Source organism: Streptomyces sp. NPDC016845 (assembly GCF_044332585.1).
Classification (GTDB): Bacteria; Actinomycetota; Actinomycetes; order Streptomycetales; family Streptomycetaceae; genus Streptomyces.
In genome coordinates, this window is the sequence record NZ_JBIRPI010000006.1 from 153,190 (window position 1) to 171,116 (window position 17,927).

17 protein-coding genes are annotated in these 17,927 nt (G+C 71.3%); 2 read left to right on the forward strand and 15 right to left on the reverse strand.

The features are described from left to right. Positions 1 to 5 precede the first annotated feature (5 nt). The 13 genes from ACH4RC_RS18735 to ACH4RC_RS18795 form a co-directional block, all read right to left on the reverse strand. On the reverse strand, positions 6 to 1,592 hold the full coding sequence (locus ACH4RC_RS18735) for an MFS transporter (protein ID WP_398201934.1): 1,587 nt from the start codon (positions 1,590 to 1,592) through the stop codon (positions 6 to 8). Between the two features lie 473 nt (positions 1,593 to 2,065). Next, on the reverse strand, positions 2,066 to 3,163 hold the full coding sequence (locus ACH4RC_RS18740) for a glutamate--cysteine ligase (RefSeq protein ID WP_398201937.1): 1,098 nt from the start codon (positions 3,161 to 3,163) through the stop codon (positions 2,066 to 2,068). Positions 3,164 to 3,230: 67 nt separating this feature from the next. Further along, positions 3,231 to 4,289: an LCP family protein gene (locus ACH4RC_RS18745; protein WP_398201940.1), complete on the reverse strand. Its 1,059-nt coding sequence runs from the start codon at positions 4,287 to 4,289 to the stop codon at positions 3,231 to 3,233. A 51-nt stretch (positions 4,290 to 4,340) separates the two neighbouring features. Further along, a complete protein-coding gene (locus tag ACH4RC_RS18750) occupies positions 4,341 to 4,916 on the reverse strand; it encodes a transglycosylase SLT domain-containing protein (RefSeq protein ID WP_398201943.1) in 576 nt (191 codons plus the stop codon). A 297-nt stretch (positions 4,917 to 5,213) separates the two neighbouring features. After that, positions 5,214 to 6,041, reverse strand: coding sequence for an aldo/keto reductase (locus ACH4RC_RS18755; RefSeq protein WP_398201946.1), 828 nt, complete (start codon positions 6,039 to 6,041; stop codon positions 5,214 to 5,216). A gap of 103 nt (positions 6,042 to 6,144) precedes the next feature. Then, positions 6,145 to 7,560 (reverse strand): NAD-dependent succinate-semialdehyde dehydrogenase, encoded by a 1,416-nt coding sequence (locus tag ACH4RC_RS18760; protein WP_398201949.1) that lies wholly within the window; start codon positions 7,558 to 7,560, stop codon positions 6,145 to 6,147. Positions 7,561 to 7,681: 121 nt separating this feature from the next. Next, positions 7,682 to 8,395, reverse strand: a complete 714-nt coding sequence (locus ACH4RC_RS18765) for a GAF and ANTAR domain-containing protein (RefSeq protein ID WP_398201952.1) — start codon at positions 8,393 to 8,395, stop codon at positions 7,682 to 7,684. A 185-nt stretch (positions 8,396 to 8,580) separates the two neighbouring features. Beyond that, positions 8,581 to 9,246: an HAD family hydrolase gene (locus ACH4RC_RS18770; RefSeq protein WP_398201954.1), complete on the reverse strand. Its 666-nt coding sequence runs from the start codon at positions 9,244 to 9,246 to the stop codon at positions 8,581 to 8,583. 35 nt (positions 9,247 to 9,281) lie between these two features. Continuing rightward, positions 9,282 to 9,848 (reverse strand): type 1 glutamine amidotransferase domain-containing protein, encoded by a 567-nt coding sequence (locus ACH4RC_RS18775; RefSeq protein WP_398201957.1) that lies wholly within the window; start codon positions 9,846 to 9,848, stop codon positions 9,282 to 9,284. A 102-nt stretch (positions 9,849 to 9,950) separates the two neighbouring features. Then, positions 9,951 to 11,033 (reverse strand): iron-containing redox enzyme family protein, encoded by a 1,083-nt coding sequence (locus ACH4RC_RS18780; RefSeq protein WP_398202317.1) that lies wholly within the window; start codon positions 11,031 to 11,033, stop codon positions 9,951 to 9,953. A 5-nt stretch (positions 11,034 to 11,038) separates the two neighbouring features. Continuing rightward, a complete protein-coding gene (locus ACH4RC_RS18785; RefSeq protein ID WP_398201959.1) occupies positions 11,039 to 11,329 on the reverse strand; it encodes a CDGSH iron-sulfur domain-containing protein in 291 nt (96 codons plus the stop codon). Further along, entirely contained in the window at positions 11,313 to 12,011 is a 699-nt protein-coding gene (locus ACH4RC_RS18790; RefSeq protein WP_398201962.1) for a HemK2/MTQ2 family protein methyltransferase, read from the reverse strand. Before ACH4RC_RS18790 ends, ACH4RC_RS18785 begins: the two co-directional genes overlap by 17 nt. A gap of 205 nt (positions 12,012 to 12,216) precedes the next feature. Then, a complete protein-coding gene (locus ACH4RC_RS18795; protein ID WP_398201964.1) occupies positions 12,217 to 13,401 on the reverse strand; it encodes an alcohol dehydrogenase catalytic domain-containing protein in 1,185 nt (394 codons plus the stop codon). Positions 13,402 to 13,632: 231 nt separating this feature from the next. On the opposite strand from ACH4RC_RS18795, the gene ACH4RC_RS18800 reads away from it, so the two are divergent. Further along, positions 13,633 to 14,019: a hypothetical protein gene (locus tag ACH4RC_RS18800; protein ID WP_398201967.1), complete on the forward strand. Its 387-nt coding sequence runs from the start codon at positions 13,633 to 13,635 to the stop codon at positions 14,017 to 14,019. A 28-nt stretch (positions 14,020 to 14,047) separates the two neighbouring features. On the opposite strand, the gene ACH4RC_RS18805 is transcribed toward ACH4RC_RS18800, so the two are convergent. Both ACH4RC_RS18805 and ACH4RC_RS18810 read right to left on the reverse strand, forming a co-directional pair. After that, complete coding sequence (locus tag ACH4RC_RS18805; protein ID WP_398201969.1) at positions 14,048 to 15,208, reverse strand: aromatic acid exporter family protein; 1,161 nt, start codon at positions 15,206 to 15,208, stop codon at positions 14,048 to 14,050. Between the two features lie 155 nt (positions 15,209 to 15,363). Further along, positions 15,364 to 16,227 carry a SigB/SigF/SigG family RNA polymerase sigma factor gene (locus tag ACH4RC_RS18810; protein WP_398201972.1) on the reverse strand — a complete coding sequence of 288 codons (864 nt, stop codon included), beginning with the start codon at positions 16,225 to 16,227 and terminating at the stop codon, positions 15,364 to 15,366. Positions 16,228 to 16,621: 394 nt separating this feature from the next. On the opposite strand from ACH4RC_RS18810, the gene ACH4RC_RS18815 reads away from it, so the two are divergent. Then, the gene (locus ACH4RC_RS18815; protein WP_398201975.1) at positions 16,622 to 17,902 is read left to right on the forward strand and encodes a YeeE/YedE family protein; all 1,281 of its coding nucleotides are present in this window, start codon (positions 16,622 to 16,624) and stop codon (positions 17,900 to 17,902) included. Positions 17,903 to 17,927 lie beyond the last annotated feature (25 nt).

Below are 17,927 nucleotides of genomic sequence, written 5' to 3' on the forward strand. Positions count from 1 at the left end.
CCGGTTCACGCCGCTGTGGTCTCCGGCGTCTCCTCGCGCTGCGCGCGCTGGGCCGTGGACCCCGCCTGCGTGACCCCCGGCGTCTCCGCCGGGAGCTGGGAGAGCGGGCCGCGGGTGTACTGGGCGGCGACCAGGGCGGCCGCCTCCTCCTTGGTGCCCACCGAGGGCGGGGAGCCCTCCAGGGGCTGGCGGGCGGTCTCCTTGATGAACAGGACGGCCACCGCGCCGACCACGGCCGCGAGCATGATGTAGAACGCCGGCATCAGGTTGTTGCCGGTGGCGCTGGTCAGGCCCTCCATGACCAGCGGTGTGGTGCCGCCGAAGAGCGAGCCGGCGACGTTGAAGGAGATCGCGAGCGCCGAGTAGCGCACCTCCGTGGGGAAGAGCGCCGGGAGGACCGCCGACATCGTCGCCAGGAACGTCAGCAGGCACAGTCCGAGCAGCAGCAGTCCCGCGTAGATCGCGACGTGGCCGCCGCTGCGCAGCAGCAGGAACGCCGGGACGGTCAGGACGACGAAACCGGCCATGCCCGCGAGCAGGATGGGCTTGCGTCCGACCCGGTCGGAGAGGGTGCCGAGCGGGTGCACCAGGCACATCAGCACGACCATGACGATGACCAGGGCGACGAGCCCGGCGGTGGAGCCGTAGTTCAGCTCGTCGGTCAGGTAGGTCGGCATGTACGAGAGCAGGCCGTAGTCGGCGATGTCGTAGGCGGCGACGAGGATCATGCAGAGCATCAGCGCGCGCCAGTGCTCGCGGAAGAACGGGCCGAAGCGGAACTTCGGACGGTCGGCGCCCATCTCCTGCTCGCGTTCGAGCTCCTGGTAGGCCGGGGTGTCCTCCAGCTTGAGCCGCATGTACAGGCCGATCAGGCCGAGCGGCCCGGCGACGAGGAACGGCACGCGCCAGCCCCAGGAGGTCATGGCCGAGTCGTCCAGGAACGTGGTGAGGACGGTGACGAGGCCGGCCGCGCCCACGTATCCGGCGAGCGTGCCGAACTCCAGGTAGCTGCCGAAGAAGCCGCGCTTCTTGTCGGGCGCGTACTCGGCGATGAAGGTGGCGGCGCCGCCGTACTCACCGCCGGTCGAGAAGCCCTGGATCACGCGGAAGAGCAGGAGCAGCACCGGGGCCCAGATGCCGATGGCGGCGTACGAAGGCACCAGACCGATGCCGAACGTGCCGAGCGCCATCATGATCATGGTGAGGGAGAGCACCTTCTTGCGGCCGATGCGGTCGCCGAGCGGGCCGAACACGAACCCGCCGATGGGCCGCAGCAGGAAGGCCGCGGCGAAGGCGCCGAAGGAGGCGAGGGTCTGCGCCGTCGGATTCCCGGACGGGAAGAACACCTTGCCGAGGGTGACGGCCATGTACGAGTAGATACCGAAGTCGAACCACTCCATGGCGTTGCCGAGCATCGCGGCCTTCACCGCGCGCCGTACCGTCGGCTCCTCGGTGACGGTGATGTCACTCTGCCGCAGCTTGGGGTTGCGCCGCCGTTCGATGACCCGGAAGAGACCGCGGTGGCGGCGTACCGCCTCCGGATCCCACTCCGGCTCGCTCTCGCTCGCCGCCTGCGTCGTCTCTGCGCTCACGGACGGTAGTCCTTCCTCCGGCCACCCGCCGGACGGGGAGTGCGGCCGGTTCACCCGGCCCGCACCGTCGACTCTCCTCGAACGACGACGCGCCTCCCTGTCGAGGAGACGCATCATCGTCCGAGCAGGAGGGCAATCGCCCTCAGGCGACCCGCTTGCCCACTGATCGTCCTTTCATGCAGGTCAGGGCCTCGGCCGTGCACTTCGTCGGCGCGGATGAAGGTGCGGGCCCGCCTTGTCGGGCCCGGCGAAGCGGTGCCGGCTCCGGTGCCGTGGCTTGCGGACATCCTCACTCCGGTCCGCGGGGCGGGCAACCGGCGGGGGCGGCGGAGGGCGGTGCCGGGGGCCGCCGCACAGGTCGAGGACGGGCAGTGGCACGGACGGCCGCGGCGGGCGTTCGTCGCGACGGTGCTGCTGCAAATGGAGGGCCGGGAACGGTCAGGCGGTCGCCGGGATCGCCCGGGCGCCGCTCCTCACGCCGGGTGGCTCGTGCGCCGTACGCACTCTTCGACCACGTCCCGCAGGCTGCCCGTGCGGGCGAAGACCTCGCGCTGGATGCGTGCGCCGTTACCGTCGCGCAGGACCCGGTCGAGGCGGGAGCGCGCCTCGTCGTAGTCACCGGCCTCCTCCAGGGCGGGCCTGACGTGCTCGAACAGCGACTCCACCGCGTCGAGCGCCGGTACGGGGCGCATGTCGACGGGGCTGACGAGCCGGTCGTCGAGGCCGGAGCGGCTCGCGCGCCAGTTGGCGAGGCGGAGCAGGGTCACCGGGTGCGCGGCCGGCGGCTCACCGGCCCGCCACTCGCGGGCCGCCGTCTCGACGAGGCCGCGTACGAGCATGGCGTGCAGCACCGTCATGGAGGGTTCCAGGCAGACGTCGGCCACCCGTACCTCGACGGTCGGGTGGTTGGCGGAGAGCCGGGCGTCGAAGTAGATCATGCCGTCGTCGAGCAGGGCGCCGGTGGCGACCATGGCGTCGACCTGCCGGTGGTACGCGGCGGCGTCGTCGAAGATCTCGACGGGCCCCGCGGACGGCCAGCGGCCCCATACCCGGCTGCGGTAGCTGCTGTAGCGGGAGTCCTTGCCCTGCCAGAACGGGGAGTTGGCGCTCAGGGCGACCAGGACGGACAGCCAGGGCCTGATGCGGTTGAGCACCGCCACGCCCTCCTCGTCGGACTCCACGTGGACATGGACGTGGCAGCCGCAGGTGAGCTGTTCCTGGGTGGTGAGGCCGAACTGGTCCTCCAGCCACTGGTAACGCTCGCCGCTGCCGACGGTCGGGCTGACCGGCAGCGGTGAGGTGGCGAGGGCGGCGATGGTGGCGCCGAGGGTCTCCGCGTGCCGGGCGGCCTGCTCGCGCCAGCGGACGATCTCCTGGGCGAGGTCGGGCATCTTCTCGTGCGGACTGGTGGCGAACTCCAGTTGCTGGCGGTGGAGTTCGGCCTCGAACGCCTCGCTGTCGCCCTGCCCGTCGCGTGCGGCCCGCGCCAGGACCGCGTGCGACAGGGCGCGCGCCTCACCGCTCTCGCCGTCGACGAGCAGCAGCTCCTCTTCGACCCCGACACTGCGCATCCGTACCGTCCCCATAGTTGAGTTGAATGGGCAAGTTAAGGGTCCGTTCCGGTGAACGGACCGGGCCTCAGGAGTTCGCCGACACCGGCGAGTCGGTCCTGTCGGCGACCGAGCCCTTCGTCGCCGACTCCGGTATCGGCCGGTCGTGGCGCAGCGCGCTCCACACCTTCCGCGACTCCTTGTCGAGCGGCAGCACCCGGCCCGAGTCCTGCGCGTCGAAGGTGACCGGCAACGTGACCATGTCCGTATGTTCAGGGCTTATGCCCTTCAGGTCCTTGCCCAGACCGAGAAGTTTGTCGGTGGAGGCCAGGCCGGAGTCGGCGCTGATCGTCTTGGTGGCGGTGTCGGCGAGGTCGTAGGCCTTGGCAGGGTGGCTCAGCGGGTCGACGGTGTTCGCGCGGTGGATCAGCGCCTTGATGAAGGCCTGCTGAAGCTGGATGCGGCCGAGATCACTGCCGTCGGCCACGCCGTGGCGGGTGCGGACGAGCTGCAGCGCCTGCTTGCCCTTGAGGGTGTGATGGCCGGCGCTCAGGTCGAGGCCGCTACTCGGGTCGTCGATGGCCTTACGGGTGGTGATGTCGACGCCGCCGAGTTCGTCGACGAGTTTCTGGAAGCCCTTGAAGTCGACCTCGAGGTAGTGGTCCATGCGGATGCCGGACATCTTCTCGACCGTCTTCACGGTGCAGGCGGGGCCGCCGGCCTCGTAGGACGAGTTGAACATGGCCTCGTGCGCGGCGGGCGTGGTGGAGCCGCCCTCGGTCGCGCACCGCGGCCGTTCGACCATCGTGTCGCGGGGGATGCTGACGACCGACGCCTTCTTGTGGGTCTTGTCGACGTGCAGCACCATCGCCGTGTCGGCGCGGGCCCCGGCGACGCCGCGGCCGTACTCGCCGTTGGTTCCCGCCCGGGAGTCGGAGCCGAGCAGGAGGATGTTCATCGCCCCGTCGTGCTGGGCGCCGGGCCGGTCCTCGCCGAGGACGGCGTCCACGTCCGTGCCCTTGATGTTGCCGTTGAGGTGCTGCCAGGCGTACGCGGTGCCGCCCGCTCCGGCCAGGACCAGGCCCAGGGCGCCCCAGGCGGTCCAGCGCAGGGCCTTCTTCCGCCTCGTTCTGTCGTGCTGCGGCATGCGCTCCCCTTCGTCGTCGGGCCCGTGTACCCGGTTTCGTCGGTTTGCTGCTCAGTAAGCCGAGTTCACATTGTCGATGGAGCCGTAGCGGTGGGCGGCGTAGTTGGCGGCCGCGGTGATGTTGGCGACCGGGTCGGTCAGGCTGTCCTTGGTGCCCGCGACGTGGAAGCGGTCGAAGGTGGGCTGGATGACCTGGAGCAGACCCTTGGAGGGGATGCCGTTGCGGGCGTTGATGTCCCAGTTGTTCACGGCGTTCGGGTTGCCGGAGGACTCGCGCATGATGTTGCGGTGCAGCCCCTCGTAGGAGCCGGGGATGCCCTTGGACTTCATGATGTCGAGGGACTGGCGGATCCAGCCGTCGAGGTTGTTCGCGTAGGTCTTGGCGGCCGCGGGCTTGGCGGCGGCCTTGGCGGCGGGCTTCGCGGCGGCCTGGGCCGGGGCCTGCGACGTCTTGGCGCTTGCCGCGGCGGCCGGGGCGGAGGCGTTCGCGGTCGAGGGGACCAGCGTGAGGGCGGCGGCGACGGCACCGGCGGCGGCTATGCCGGAGAACGAGATCTTGCGCAGGCGCATGGCGCTGTCGGTGCGGTCGGTGCGGTCGGTGCTGGTCTGCGTCAGGGCGATCGACATGCGGGGTGACTCTCCAATGCGAGCGGTACGTGGTGAGGAGCCCGGCGCGGTCTCGGCGACCGGAACGTTCACCAGGTTTAGGGACGCCCGGAAAGAGATGCAAGAGTGTGACGTACTACTCCATTACGCAGAAAAGTCCGGTTCTGACGCCTATAAGGGCTCAGGAGGCGCGAATCGGGCGTATGCCGCACTACTACCCTTCTTCGCATGTGATCTGGCTCCTATGGGTGGGGTCACGGAAAACAGGCACGAAAAAGGCCCGGTCCAGGGGACCGGGCCTTTCTCTGGGGGCTGTTCTCAGCCGTTGAACGTGTCCGGGTCGGGGCCCGTGCGCTCGTCGCGGTTGAGGGCGGAGATCTCGCCCATGTCGCCCTCGCTCAGATCGAAGTCGAAGAGGTCGAAGTTCTCCGCGATCCGCTTGTGGGTGGAGGACTTCGGGAACACGATGTCCCCGCGCTGGAGGTGCCAGCGCAGCGTCACCTGTGCGGGCGTCTTGCCGGCCGCCTGCGCGATGCGGTTGATCGCGGGGTCGTCGAGAACCTTGCCCTGCGCGATGGGCGACCAGGCCTCGGTGGCGATGTCGTGCTCGGCGCCGAACGCCCTGGCCTCCTCATTGGTGAGGTAGGGATGGACCTCGATCTGGTTGACCGCCGGCACCACGTCACTGCCCTCCAGGAGGCGGCGCAGGTGGTGGGGCTGGAAATTGGAGACGCCGATGGCCTTGGCGCGGCCGGAGCGGTAGATCTCCTCCATCGCCTTCCACGTCTCGACGAAGTCGCCCTTGCCGGGCAGCGGCCAGTGGATGAGGAAAAGGTCCAGGTGGCCGATGTTCAGCTCGTCCATGGTGGTGTCGAACGCCTTGAGGGCGTCGTCGCGGGCGTGGGCGCCGTTGTTCAGCTTGCTGGTCACGAAGATCTCGGAGCGGTCGATCCCGGAGTCGCGGACGGCCTCGCCGACGCCCTTCTCGTTGCCGTACATCTCCGCCGTGTCGATGTGGCGGTAGCCGGCCTCGAGCGCCGCCAGCGTCGTCTCCCGGGTGTCCTCCGGCGGGATCTGGAAGGTGCCGAAGCCGAGCTGGGGGATCTTGACGCCGTTGTTGAGCATGATGGTGGGAACTGCGGTCACAGTCATTCTCCTGACGCGTGTATGTGGAAACGGGTGTGGGAGCGGGAGCGGCGTACGGGGACGGGGCCGGGCTCCGGCCCCGTGCTGCCTCGGCCGCCGCGCCTCAGCCCGCGATGCCGCTCAGCTTCGCGTCCGGCGGCAGGACGCGCACCAGCTTGCGGTTGACGAACTCCTGCATGCCGAGCTTCGACAGCTCACGGCCGTAGCCCGAGCGCTTGACGCCGCCGAACGGCAGGTCGGGCTGGGTGGAGGTCGGGTGGTTGACCCAGATCATGCCGGTCTCCACGCGCTCGGCCACCCGGCGCCCGCGCTCCACGTCGGCGCAGAACACGGAGCCACCGAGGCCGTACTGGCTGTCATTGGCGAGCGCGACGGCCTCGTCCTCGTCGGCGACGCGGTAGACCACCGCGGCCGGGCCGAACAGCTCCTCGCTGTAGGCGCGCATGCCCGGCTTGACGCCGGTGAGGACCGTCGGCTCGACGAAGGCGCCGGGCCGGTCGATGCGATGGCCGCCGGTGACCAGCTCCGCGCCCTGCTCCACCGTCTCGCGGATCTGGTCGGCCAGGTCGGCGGCGGCCTTCTCCGAGGAGAGCGGGCCGAGGGTGGTCGACTCGTCCGCCGGGTCGCCGGGGCGCAGCTCCTCGAACTTGCGGCGCAGCCCTTCGACGAAGTCGTCGTAGACCTCGTCGAGGACGATGAACCGCTTGGAGGCGACGCAGCTCTGGCCGGTGTTCGCCATCCGGCCCGCCACGGCGGCGCCGACGGTGCGCTCCAGGTTCTCGCCGTCGAGGACGATGAAGACGTCGCTGCCGCCGAGCTCCAGGAGGCTGGGCTTCATGTTGCGCCCCGCGCGCTCGGCGACCTGGGCACCGGCCCGCTCGCTGCCGGTCAGGGAGGCGCCGCGCACCACGGGGCTGTCGATGATGCGCTCGATCTCCTCGTGGCTCACGAACAGGTTCGTGTAGACGCCCTCGGGGGCTCCGGCGTCGCGGAACAGCGACTCCAGGGCGAGCGCGGACTGCGCGCAGATACCGGCGTGCTTGACGAGGACGGTGTTGCCGAGCACCAGGTTGGGCCCCGCGAAGCGGACCACCTGGTAGAGCGGGAAGTTCCACGGCATGACGCCGAGCAGGGCGCCGAGCGGCTCGCTGACCAGGTACGCCTCGCCGTCCCGCACGTCGAGGGGTTCGGGGGCCGCGAAGCCGGGGCCGTGCTGCGCGTAGTACTCCAGGATCGAGGCGGCGAGGTCCACCTCGCCGCGCGCCTCCGAGATGAGCTTGCCCATCTCGGTGGTGATGGTCCGCGCCAGCTCTTCCTTGCGCTCCTTCATCAGTTCGGCCGCGCGTCCGACGACGGCGGCACGGTCGTCGATCGGCCGCTCGCGCCAGGCGTCGAAGGCGTGCCCCGCTGTCTCCAGCGCGGCATCGACCTGGGCCCCCTCGATGGCCGGAAACTCCGCGAGGGTCTCCCCGTTGTAGGGGTTGACGGTCGCGAACGAGCTCTTCCGCTGGTCCGACATGAGACATCTCCAGAACGACTGCTGAGGGTGTACGACGGAACGCGGTGTTCCGTCTCCTTTCACACGGGTCGGGGTACCCGGAGGCCCAGGCGAAAAACAGGACAAACGTCCTGATTGAGCCCTACGTCGGCAGGAAGTCGGGGTTCTCGAGGATGTCCTCCGCGATGTCCGGCAGGGAGCGGCCGGTGCCGAAGGCGCGGGCGCGCATGCGGGTCAGCGCCTCCTCGGCGCTGATGTCGAGCTGGACGACGAGGACGCCGACGGCGGCGTGGGTGGGGCCCCAGTACGAGTCCATGATGTCCTCGGGCTCCCACATCGGCAGGCCGCCCTGGTCCACGGTCTCCTGGTAGGAGTGGACGAGGGCCTGGCTCGCGGCGCGCGCGGCGATGACCCCGGCCTGCACGACGTCCGGGTCCGGGTCGAGCGGGTCGCGGCACAGCACGTCGACCGCGCCCAGGGTGCGGCGGGCGTCGAGCCGCAGCGGGAACGCGTAGATGGCGCCCACGTCGCGGAGCTGTTCCTGGGCGCAGGAGCCGAACACGGGCCAGCCCGTCATCTCCTTGTGCAGATCGCCGACCACGACCTTGTCGCCCGTCCGCGCGGCCGTGACGCACGGCCCCTCCCCCACGCCGAACTGGAGCTTCTCCAGACGCAGCGCCGCGTCGCTGGTCGCGCAGAGCAGCTGACGGTGCGGGGTGTCCGTGAACAGTGACAGCGTGCCGGCCTCCATCGACACGCTCTCTTTTATGGCCTCGCACAGACGCCGGGGCAGACAGGCCGGATCACCCTCGGCAGCCTCCCGTACCGACTGCTCCACAGCGGAGCGGTCCACCATGGCGTCCCTCCTGCCTCGTTGTGCCACGTTCGTACTGCTCTCGAAGTGGCCGGGTGTCCCACTGAACCCGGGGCAAACAGGGCATGGCATCGGCGCGCACGAGAAAGTCCCGGGGCCGGCGTGGTGCCGGGCCCGGGACTGCCGCTCGCGCCTCTTGTCCTACGCGCTTCCGCGCAGGCCGGCTCTCAGGCTCGGCCGAAGGCGCTGTCGTTCAGCTCGCGCAGGAGTTCCGCGGTGTCCGCGTAGACCGCCTCCGCTCCGGCCTTCTCCAGTTCGGCGCGGCTCACCCCGCCACTGAGGACGCCGAGGGGGACGACGCCCGCGCGCCGTGCCGCCCGCATGTCCCAGACGGAGTCGCCGACGAAGACGCTGTCCCGCGCTTTCGCGCCGACCAGGTCGAGGGCGTGCTCCACCGGTTCGGGGGCGGGCTTGCCCTCCTCCACGTCGTCGGAGCTGGCGGTCGCGTCGATCGCGTCGTCCGCGTCGATCGCCGCGCGCAGCGCCTCCAGCTCGGAGCCCTCGGCCGAGGTGGCGAGGACCACCGACCAGCCGTCGGCGTGCAGCCGTCGCAGCAGGTCGGCGGCGCCCTGGACGGGGGCGAGGCGCTCGAACCAGGTGGCGTACAGCGTCTTGTGCGCGGCGCTGAGCGAGGCGTCCTCGTCGCGGTCGCGGTCCTTGCCGAGCAGGTGGTCGAGGAGGTCGGAGGAGCCGAGGCCGATGGCGCCGAGCACCGAGACCATCGGCACCTGGTGGCCGGCCTGCCGGAGCGCCTCCCACCAGCACACGGTGTGCAGCGGGGTGGTGTCGGCGAGGGTGCCGTCCACGTCGAAGACGGCCGCGCGTGCGCTCATGGGGCTCCTTCCGGGTCGTAGCCGGTGGTGTGTGTTCAGGCGGCCTTGAGGGCCTCGCCGATCGCGCCCACGAAGTCGTCGAGGTCCTTCGGCGTGCGCGACGTGATCAGCGTGTAGCCGGACGCGGTGCACCGCACGACGGACTCGTCCACCCATGCCTTGGCACCCGCGTTGCGGATGTCGGTCCGCAGGGAGGGGTAGGAGGTCAGCGTCTTGCCGTCGAGGATGCCCGCCTCCACCACGAGCCAGGGGCCGTGGCAGATCGCGGCGACCGGGCGCCCGGAGGCGGCGAATGCCTTGGCCGTGGCGACCGCCTTCTCGTCGAGCCGCAGCGTGTCGGCGTTGAGCGTGCCGCCGGGGAGGAGGAGCAGGTCGTACCCGTCCGCGTCGACCGCCTCGATGGTGGTGTCCGGGTCCACGTGCTGGCCCGGGTCCTTGTCGCCGACGAGCGTCTGTACGGCGTCCGGGGACTGGGCCGCGATCGTGACGTCCGCGCCCTGCTCCTTCAGTTTCTTGACCGGGACCACCAGCTCGTCCTGCTCGACGCCGTAGTTGGTGACGAGTGCGAGGACACGACGGCCGTTCAGCTGGATGTCAGCCATGATGGTGCGCCTTTCTCTCTGTTCTCTCTGTGCGGGTCTCTATTTCTCTGTGCGGTCTCTATAGGGAGTGCTCGCTACGGCTCCGGTCATTCCTCCCGATTTTCACCCGTTTTGTCCCAGCGGGGCCAGCGGGGCCGGCGGGGCCGACGAATCCACGGGTGACGGCAGCGGGATACGCAGCGCGCTCTCCTCCTGGCGCCACTGCGCCAGCAGACGGGCGCCCAGACGGTCCTCCAGGAAGCCGGTGGCGGTGACGCCGAAGGCCACGTCGGCGTCGAGGCCGGGCTCGGCGCTCAGCAGCCCGCCGACCACCTCGCGCCGCACGATCTGCTCGTGCACGGCGTCCGCCTCGACGTGCTCGTCGTAGAACCGCTGGGCGGCCGGGCCCGCGCCCATGCGGCGCAGCGCCTCCGCGAGGCGGCGCGAGCCGGGCGAGGAGGTGATCTCGACGGTGGCGAAGTGGCCGACCAGGGCGCCGCGCAGGCCGCGGTGCAGGCCGAGGAGGGACATGAGGTTGACGGTGGCGAGCGCCTGCGCCGGGGCCGCGTCGAGGTAGCGCCCGTACGTCGGGTCCAGGCCGAGGTCGGCCATCAGGGCGGCGAAGAGGCCGGCGTGGATCTCGTCGGCGCGGCCCGCGCCGAACTCGTCGTACTCGACCGCCACCATGGCCGCCTTCGCCCGGCCGTGCAGCCGGGGTATGACCCAGGCGTGCGGGTCCGCCTCCTTGAGGTGGTAGAGCGAGCGCAGGGCGGCGTACTCGCGGAACTGCCACAGCTCGCCGTCGCGCCGCAGATGGTGGCTGACGCTGTTGTCGTCGAAGCCCGCGGGCTCGATCTGGAGCGCGGCGAGCGTCCGCTCCGCGTCGGCCTCGGGCGCGGCGTCGATGCGCAGCGCGTCCAGGAAGCGGCGCTCCAGGGTGCGGCGCAGGTCGAGCAGGCGCGGCTCCCACTCCTGGTCCGCGTCGACGCCGTCGAAGCCCTGGTAGTGCAGTTCGTAGAGCACGTACAGCGCCAGCTGGAGGTCGAGGCCGTACGGGTCCGCGCCCCGGGCGCTCTCCTGTGCGGCGGCGAGGGGGCCGGACGGCAGCTCGCCCTCGCGCAGCGCGGTGACGACGGCGCCGGACAACTGGCCGATCGGGGACGGGAGTTCGGGCTGTGTGCGCCGGGACTCCGGCAGCGTGCTCACTGCGCTCACCGCTCGCTCCTCTCCGTCGTGGTGGCGCGGTCCGCCGTTCCTTCCTCGTCCGGGCGGCGGCGTCCGCGGTGGCTGGTGTCGCACCAGGGGTAGGTCTTGCTGCGGCGGCAGGTGCAGATCGCGGCCTGGAACCGGCGGGAGACGTGGGTGGTGCCGTCGGCGTCGACCACCTCGACGGGGCCCTCGATGAGCAGGGGGCCTTCCGCGCGGTCGACGGTGACGCGGCGCGGGCGTTCGGAGGGACGCGGGCGTTCGGAGGAGTGCGGCCGGTCAGAGGAGTGCGGCACGGATCACCACCAGTTCTTCGTGGGTCGCGGCGTCGTCGAGCCGGCCCTGGGCGCACAGCCACGAGCGGCGTGCGAGGGTGACGGGACCGAACGGCACGTGTGCCTTGTCGATGACCGCCGCGCTCATGCCGTGCCCCGCGAGGCGCATGAGGCTGGCGTCGGCGTCGCACAGCTGGGAGTGGACCATCAGGAGGGTGCCGCCGGGGCGCAGCGCACGGGGTGCGGCGTCGCAGACGCCGTCGACGACGGAGCGGCCGTCGAGCCCGCCGTCCCAGGCACGGGCGGGTCCGCGCGACGGGAGGGCCGCCGACGGCGAGGGCACGTAGGGCGGGTTGCTGAGGATCAGGTCGAAGGAGGCGGGCGGGAACGCCGAAGCGAGGTCGCCGTGGCGGACCGTGACCGGCGCGCGGTTGAGGCGGGCGTTGAGGCGCGCGGTCCACACGGCCCGCCACGACCGGTCGACCGCGGTCACGCGGGCGCCGAGCCGGGCGGCGGCGACGGCGAGGGCGCCGGTGCCGGTGCCCAGGTCGAGCACGTCCGTCCACGCGTCCACCCGCTCCTCGTGCAGGGCCCGCAGGAGCAGGTCGGTGTCGTACTGCGGGGCGTAGACGCCGCGCGGGGCCAGCAGGCGCGGCGTCCCGAGTGGTGCACGGGGCTGCCTGGGCCGGGCATGTGTGGTCATCAGCACCTCACCCTGCTCTGTTCCGGTTCTCGGACAGGAACACCTGCCCCTCCGCCCTCCGCCGGGCCGCACCCGGTCACCACTCGGGGAAACACCCACCGTGAGTGGTCGGGGCGGAGGGAGTGACAGGCGTTCGCTACCGGGACGGAGTGCCCCTTTCAGCTGCGCGTACACCCGGGGCCGGCGGCGCCGGGCGGGCGGGCGGTCAGGGCGTCAGGAGCGTCTTGACCATGCCGTCCTCCTTGGCCTGGAAGGTCGCGTACGCCTCCGGGCCCTGCGCCAGCGGCAGGTGGTGGGTGGCGAAGCCGTCGACGCCGAGCGGGTCCCCGTCGGTGAGGAGCGGCAGGATGTCCTCGACCCAGCGCCACACGTTGGCCTGGCCCATGCGGATCTGGATCTGCTTGTCGAACATGGTGAGCAGCGGCATGGGGCTGGCCGCGCCGCCGTAGACGCCGCTGATGGAGAGCGTGCCGCCGCGGCGCACGGCGTCGATGCCCGCGAGCAGGGCGCCCATGCGGTCGATGCCCACCTTCTCCATCATCGGCCGGGCGAGCTTGTCGGGCAGAAGCCCGTTGATCCACTGCGCCGCCTGCGCGACGGGGGCGCCGTGCGCCTCGATGCCGACGGCGTCGATGACGGCGTCCGTGCCCCGTCCTGCGGTCAGGTCGCGCACGGCGTCGCCCAGGTCCTTCTCGTGTTCGCGCACGTCGATCGCGGTGAAGCCGTTGCGCCGCGCCCGTTCGAGGCGGGTGTCGACCAGGTCGACGCCGATGACCTGCTCCGCGCCGCGCAGCCGGGCGATGCGGGCCGCCATGTCGCCGATGGGGCCCTGGCCGAGGACGGTGACGCTGCCGCCCTGCGGGATGTCGGCGTACGCCACGGCCTGCCAGGCGGTGGGCAGCACGTCGGAGAGGTAGACGTACCGGTCGTCCGACGGGCCGTGCGGGACCTTGATGGGCAGCTTGTTGCCGAAGGGGACACGCAGGAACTCGGCCTGGCCGCCGGGCACCTGCCCGTACAGCTTGGTGTAGCCGAACAGGGCGGCACCGCTGCCCATCGACTTCACCTGCGTCGTCTCGCACTGGGACTGCAGCCCCTGGTCGCACATCCAGCAGTCGTTGCAGGAGACGTTGAACGGGATGACGACCCGGTCGCCCACCGCCAGCTCGGTGACCTCGGGGCCGATCTCCGCGACGACGCCCATGGGCTCGTGCCCGAGGATGTCGCCCGGGTCCAGGTACGGGCCGAGGACCTCGTACAGGTGCAGATCTGAACCGCAGATCCCGGTGGACGTCACCTGGACGATGATGTCGTCGGGCTTCTCGATGCGGGGGTCGGGGACTTCCTCGACCCTCACGTCACGCTTTCCTTGCCAAGTCAGAGCGCGCATGCTGCGCCTCCCAGCGATGAGTTGCCTGCGGGTGGGGCTCAGCGGACCACGGCGTGGGTGCGGCCCCCTACCAGGGGCTCACACTGTGCGGCGCCTCGCCATACGAGCCGTACGAACGGCGTCCCGCGTACCCATACCGGGGACCTTGATGCGCGCCCGCGGATGTCACTGGGTGCGCGGGGCGCCCCGGTGGGTCACGCTGAGGAAAGACCGCCGATCCAGGAGACCCGCATGAACGCGACCGCCCAGACCGCCAACGACCATCCGGTCACCGTGACCCTCAGCGACTGCTCGGACGACGACGCCCGCCGTGTCCTCGCGCACCTCGCCACGGAGTTCACCGACCGCTCCCCCGGCCAGGAGACGCCGGGCGAGGAGCACACCCGGGCCACGGTCTGGACGGCCGAGCTGGACGTGACCCCCACCGGTTCGGCCAGGGCGGCGACGGCGCGCGCGGACGGTCTCGACGGGTCCGTCTGCCTGACCGCGCAGGGCGCCCCGCACGACGTCACGACGGTGCGGACGTCGCTCGCGGAGGTGTACACCGTCCACGACGCGGGATCGGTCTCCGGGGACCAGGAACGCGAGTGCCAGTACGAGCTCACGTCCGCGCACTGACCCGCGGTACGTCGAGGCTCCGACGGGCTCAGACGTCGGCGGTGTCCCGCAGGACGTCGCAGGTGTGCTGGAACTCCTCCATCAGCCGGGTGGCCTCGACGACGAGGACGCCGTACGGGCGGGTCGCGTCGGCCAGCGGCAGTCCGTACTCCGAGGCCGCGTCCAGGACCTCCTGGAGCGCCTTCTGCGCCTGGTCCGCCGTCTCCTTCATCTCCTCGGCCTGCGCGGTGAGGCTGTCGCCATCGAGCTCCGCGATGACGTGCGCGAGATCGCGCAGGCGCGCGGCGAACTCTCCGTAGGCCTTCAGGACCGGTGTGAAGGTGTACGTCTGCTCGGTCTCCTGCCACCGGCCGAGGCTGCGGGTCAGCGACGCCAGCTGGTAGACGGCCCGTTCCATGGCGGCCAGGACCTGGCGGTAGCGGGTGAAGGACAGGTGGGAGCGGTGGGCGGGCAGCAGGCGCCGGGGGTTGAACGGCAGGCTGTTCTCCGCCGTGCTCAGGCCGGCCCGGGCCTGGCCCACCGCCGTCTGCGCGCGTTCACCGGCCGCCCGCCACCGCTCGGCGCGCTCCTCGCTCACGTCGCTGCCGCTCAGGCCGTCCGCCATGTCGTCGAGGAGGGTCTCCATCTCGGCGGCCAGGACGTGCAGCCCCTGCTCGGCGCTGCGGTAGCGCAGCGGGGGCGCGACGGTCAGGTTCACGGTCAGGCCGATGCCGCAGCCGATGAGCACGAGCAGGACGATCTGGCTCAGCTGCTGGACCCGGTCGGTGTTCGAGGTGGACTGCGAGTAGACCGAGAAGGCGAAGAACGCGGCCGTGGCGACCTGGGGCCCCTGCTCCCCCAGCGTGCGCGCCTGGCTCAGGGTCAGCGCGATGACGGCGACGATGACGAAGGCGAACAGGTCGGGGCCCGCGCTGAAGCCGATCGCCGCCTGCACCGCCACACCGACGACGACGGCGGCCACGTAACGCAGGGTCTGCCAGACCGAGCGGTGGATGGTGACGGACATGGTCAGCACCGCGGAGAACGGCGCGAACGCCGGGGAGGTCGCGTGCACGAGGCCGTGCGCGACCCACCAGGCGAGCGTGGCCGCGAGCACGCTCTTGGCGACTATGAGAACCGTCTGGCGCTCGTGCCCGGACGAGCACCACGCGCGTGTGAGCCATGCCCAGGCACTCTTCAACCGACCCATTACGCGCTTTGTCGTCCTTTCCGTGCCTGGTCCGAGCGGTCCGGCGCATCGCACCGGGAACCGGACATGACAGGTATCCCACAACAACCGCACTGAAACAGGACGAAGGCGCCGCCGCGGGCTTCGCGGCAGCGCCTTCGGAGAAGTGCTCTTGGCTAGTCGGTGGCGAGCAGTCCGGCGCGGAGCTTGTTCACCACGCGGGTGATCAGCCGGGAGACGTGCATCTGCGAGCAGCCCAGCTCGTCGGCGATCTGCTGCTGAGTGCGCTCCTCGACGAAGCGCAGGTGCAGCAGCTTGCGGTCCCGCTCGTCGAGGTCCGCGATGAGCGGGGCCAGCGAATGGAAGTTCTCGACCAGCTCGAAGGAGTGCTCGTCGACGCCGATGAAGTCGGCCAGCATCGTGTCGGACTCGTCGTCCTGCCCGTTGACCGCCGCGTCCAGGGAGACGGCGTTGTAGCCGTTGGACGCCATCTGGGCCTGCGCGACCTCGGCGGGCTCCAGCTGCATCAGCTCCGCCAGCTCCGCCGTGGAGGGCGAGCGGCCGAGCCGGGAGCGCAGCTCCTCGGTGGCCCGGGACAGTTCGAGCCGCGCCTCCTGGAGCCGTCGCGGCACGTGCACGGCCCACGACGTGTCGCGGAAGAACCGCTTGATCTCGCCGGTGATGTAGGGCACCGCGAACGAAGTGAACTCCACCTCGCGCGTCAGCTCGAACCGGTCGATCGCCTTGATCAGGCCGATGGTGCCGACCTGGACGATGTCCTCCATCTCCTGCTGGCCGCGGTGCTTGAACCTGGACGCGGCGTACTGCACCAGGGAGAGGTTCATCTCGATGAGGCAGTTGCGCACGTAGCTGTGCTCGTGCGTGCCTTCCTCGAGCTGGCTCAGGCGGTCGAAGAACCGCTTGCCGATCTCTCGCGCGTCCTTCGGCGCGATGGACGACGGATCCGTGTATGCGCGCTCGACCAGGTCCTCCGAGGCCCGGTCGGACCTGGTCTGTTCCTGAGCCGTCACGGTGATCATTGAGTCCCGCTCCTTGTGAAATCGAGCTTGGCCTGACGTCCCCCGTCGCGCGCCGGTTACCCGTTGCGCGACGTCACACACCTGCGGTTTTAACACGTGACCGGGCGCGGGTTCGAATTCGGGCCCGGCGCGGGGCCGCGCCCCTGCTCAGGCCCGGCCCAGTGTCCATGTATGCGCCCGCTATGTGAGACGCATTGGGTTGCGCCCGCCCAGCTCCCTATGGTGGTTCGCATGTCCGGACCCGCTCGCCAGCTGGCTCTCGCGCTCTTCGCGGCCACCGCGTGGAGCGTCGACGACGCGCTCTGTCGCCGCTGACGCACGCCGCGCGGGCCCCTTCCCCGACGCAGGCACCCGCTGTCCGGAACCCTCCCCCCTCCTGCCTCGGAGACCCCTCTTGACCACCGCTCCCTCTCCCGGGGCGCCGCCCCGGGCCACCCTGCTCACGCCCGTCCCCACCTCCTCCCCCGCCCCTGTCGCCGCACCGGCGCCCCGGGTCCGGCGCGCACCGCTGACCGGCGCGGGCGTCATCGGCCTGGCGCTCGCCGGGTACGTCTTCGCCGAGCACGGTGCCAAACCCGGCGTCCTGCTGCTTCTCGGTATCGGGCTCGGCTTCGCCCTGTTCCACTCCCGGTTCGGCTTCACGTCCGCCTGGCGCCAGCTCGTCGCCGTCGGCAACGGCACCGGGTTGCGCGCCCACACGCTGCTCCTCGGTACCACCGCGACCCTGTTCGCGCTGATCATCGGCACCGGCAGCGGCCTGTTCGGCTCGGTGCCCGCGCCCAGCGCGGGCCCGATCGGCGTGGGTCTCCTCGTCGGGGCGTTCCTCTTCGCGATCGGCATGCAGCTCGGCGGCGCCTGCGCCTCCGGCACCCTGTTCGCCGTCGGCTCCGGGCAGTCCACGATCGTGCTCACCCTCTTCGGCTTCATCACCGGCTCCACGCTCGCCGCCTGGCAGTTCACCCTCTGGGACGACCTGCCCGCGCTCGACCCGTTCCTGCTCTCCGACCACGTCGGCCGGTTCGGCTCGTGGGCGGTGACCATCGTGGCCCTCGCCGCGATCTGGTGCGTCGCGCGCGCCGTCCAGGCCCGCCGCAACCCACCGCCGGTCGGCACGCCGCCGTCCGCCCGCGGCGCGCTGGCCCGTACGGTCCGCGGATCCTGGCCGCTGGCCGTCGGCGCGGTCGTGCTCGCCCTGCTCGGCGCCGGTGTGCTGCTCGTCTCGGGCGGTGCGTGGGGCATCACGAGCGCGTTCTCGCTGTGGGGCTCCAAGCTCGTGGGCGTCCTCGGCGGCTCGCCCGAGGCGTGGACGTACTGGCAGCAGCCGGGCAGCGCCGCGCAGTTGTCCGGGCCCGTGCTCGCCGACAAGAACAGCCTCACCGACATCGGCATCATGGTCGGCGCCGCCGTGGCCGCCGCCGCGGGCGGCGTGTGGAAGCTGCACCGCTCCGTCCCGGCCCGTACGGCGCTGGCCGCGGTCCTCGGCGGTGTCCTGATGGGCATCGGCGCGCGGCTCGCCGGCGGCTGCAACATCGGCGCCTACCTCGCGGGCATCGCCTCGGGCTCCCTGCACGGCTGGATCTGGGGCGCGGTCGCGATCCTCGGTACGTGGGCGGGCCTGCGGCTGCGTCCGCTGTTCGGCCTGGGCAACCCGAAGCCGACGGACAGCGTCTGCTGATCCGGTCCCGCCCGAAGGGCCGTTC

What these genes read in the sequence shown, in the direction of transcription:
- ACH4RC_RS18740 (WP_398201937.1), bottom strand. Translation starts at nt 3,163, where the DNA reads ATGCGCAGTGTCGGGGTCGAAGAGGAGCTGCTGCTCGTCGACGGCGAG.
- ACH4RC_RS18745 (WP_398201940.1), bottom strand. Translation starts at nt 4,289, where the DNA reads ATGCCGCAGCACGACAGAACGAGGCGGAAGAAGGCCCTGCGCTGGACC.
- ACH4RC_RS18750 (WP_398201943.1), bottom strand. Translation starts at nt 4,916, where the DNA reads ATGTCGATCGCCCTGACGCAGACCAGCACCGACCGCACCGACCGCACC.
- ACH4RC_RS18760 (WP_398201949.1), bottom strand. Translation starts at nt 7,560, where the DNA reads ATGTCGGACCAGCGGAAGAGCTCGTTCGCGACCGTCAACCCCTACAAC.
- ACH4RC_RS18765 (WP_398201952.1), bottom strand. Translation starts at nt 8,395, where the DNA reads ATGGTGGACCGCTCCGCTGTGGAGCAGTCGGTACGGGAGGCTGCCGAG.
- ACH4RC_RS18770 (WP_398201954.1), bottom strand. Translation starts at nt 9,246, where the DNA reads ATGAGCGCACGCGCGGCCGTCTTCGACGTGGACGGCACCCTCGCCGAC.
- ACH4RC_RS18775 (WP_398201957.1), bottom strand. Translation starts at nt 9,848, where the DNA reads ATGGCTGACATCCAGCTGAACGGCCGTCGTGTCCTCGCACTCGTCACC.
- ACH4RC_RS18790 (WP_398201962.1), bottom strand. Translation starts at nt 12,011, where the DNA reads ATGACCACACATGCCCGGCCCAGGCAGCCCCGTGCACCACTCGGGACG.
- ACH4RC_RS18795 (WP_398201964.1), bottom strand. Translation starts at nt 13,401, where the DNA reads ATGCGCGCTCTGACTTGGCAAGGAAAGCGTGACGTGAGGGTCGAGGAA.
- ACH4RC_RS18800 (WP_398201967.1), top strand. Translation starts at nt 13,633, where the DNA reads ATGAACGCGACCGCCCAGACCGCCAACGACCATCCGGTCACCGTGACC.
- ACH4RC_RS18805 (WP_398201969.1), bottom strand. Translation starts at nt 15,208, where the DNA reads ATGGGTCGGTTGAAGAGTGCCTGGGCATGGCTCACACGCGCGTGGTGC.
- ACH4RC_RS18810 (WP_398201972.1), bottom strand. Translation starts at nt 16,227, where the DNA reads ATGATCACCGTGACGGCTCAGGAACAGACCAGGTCCGACCGGGCCTCG.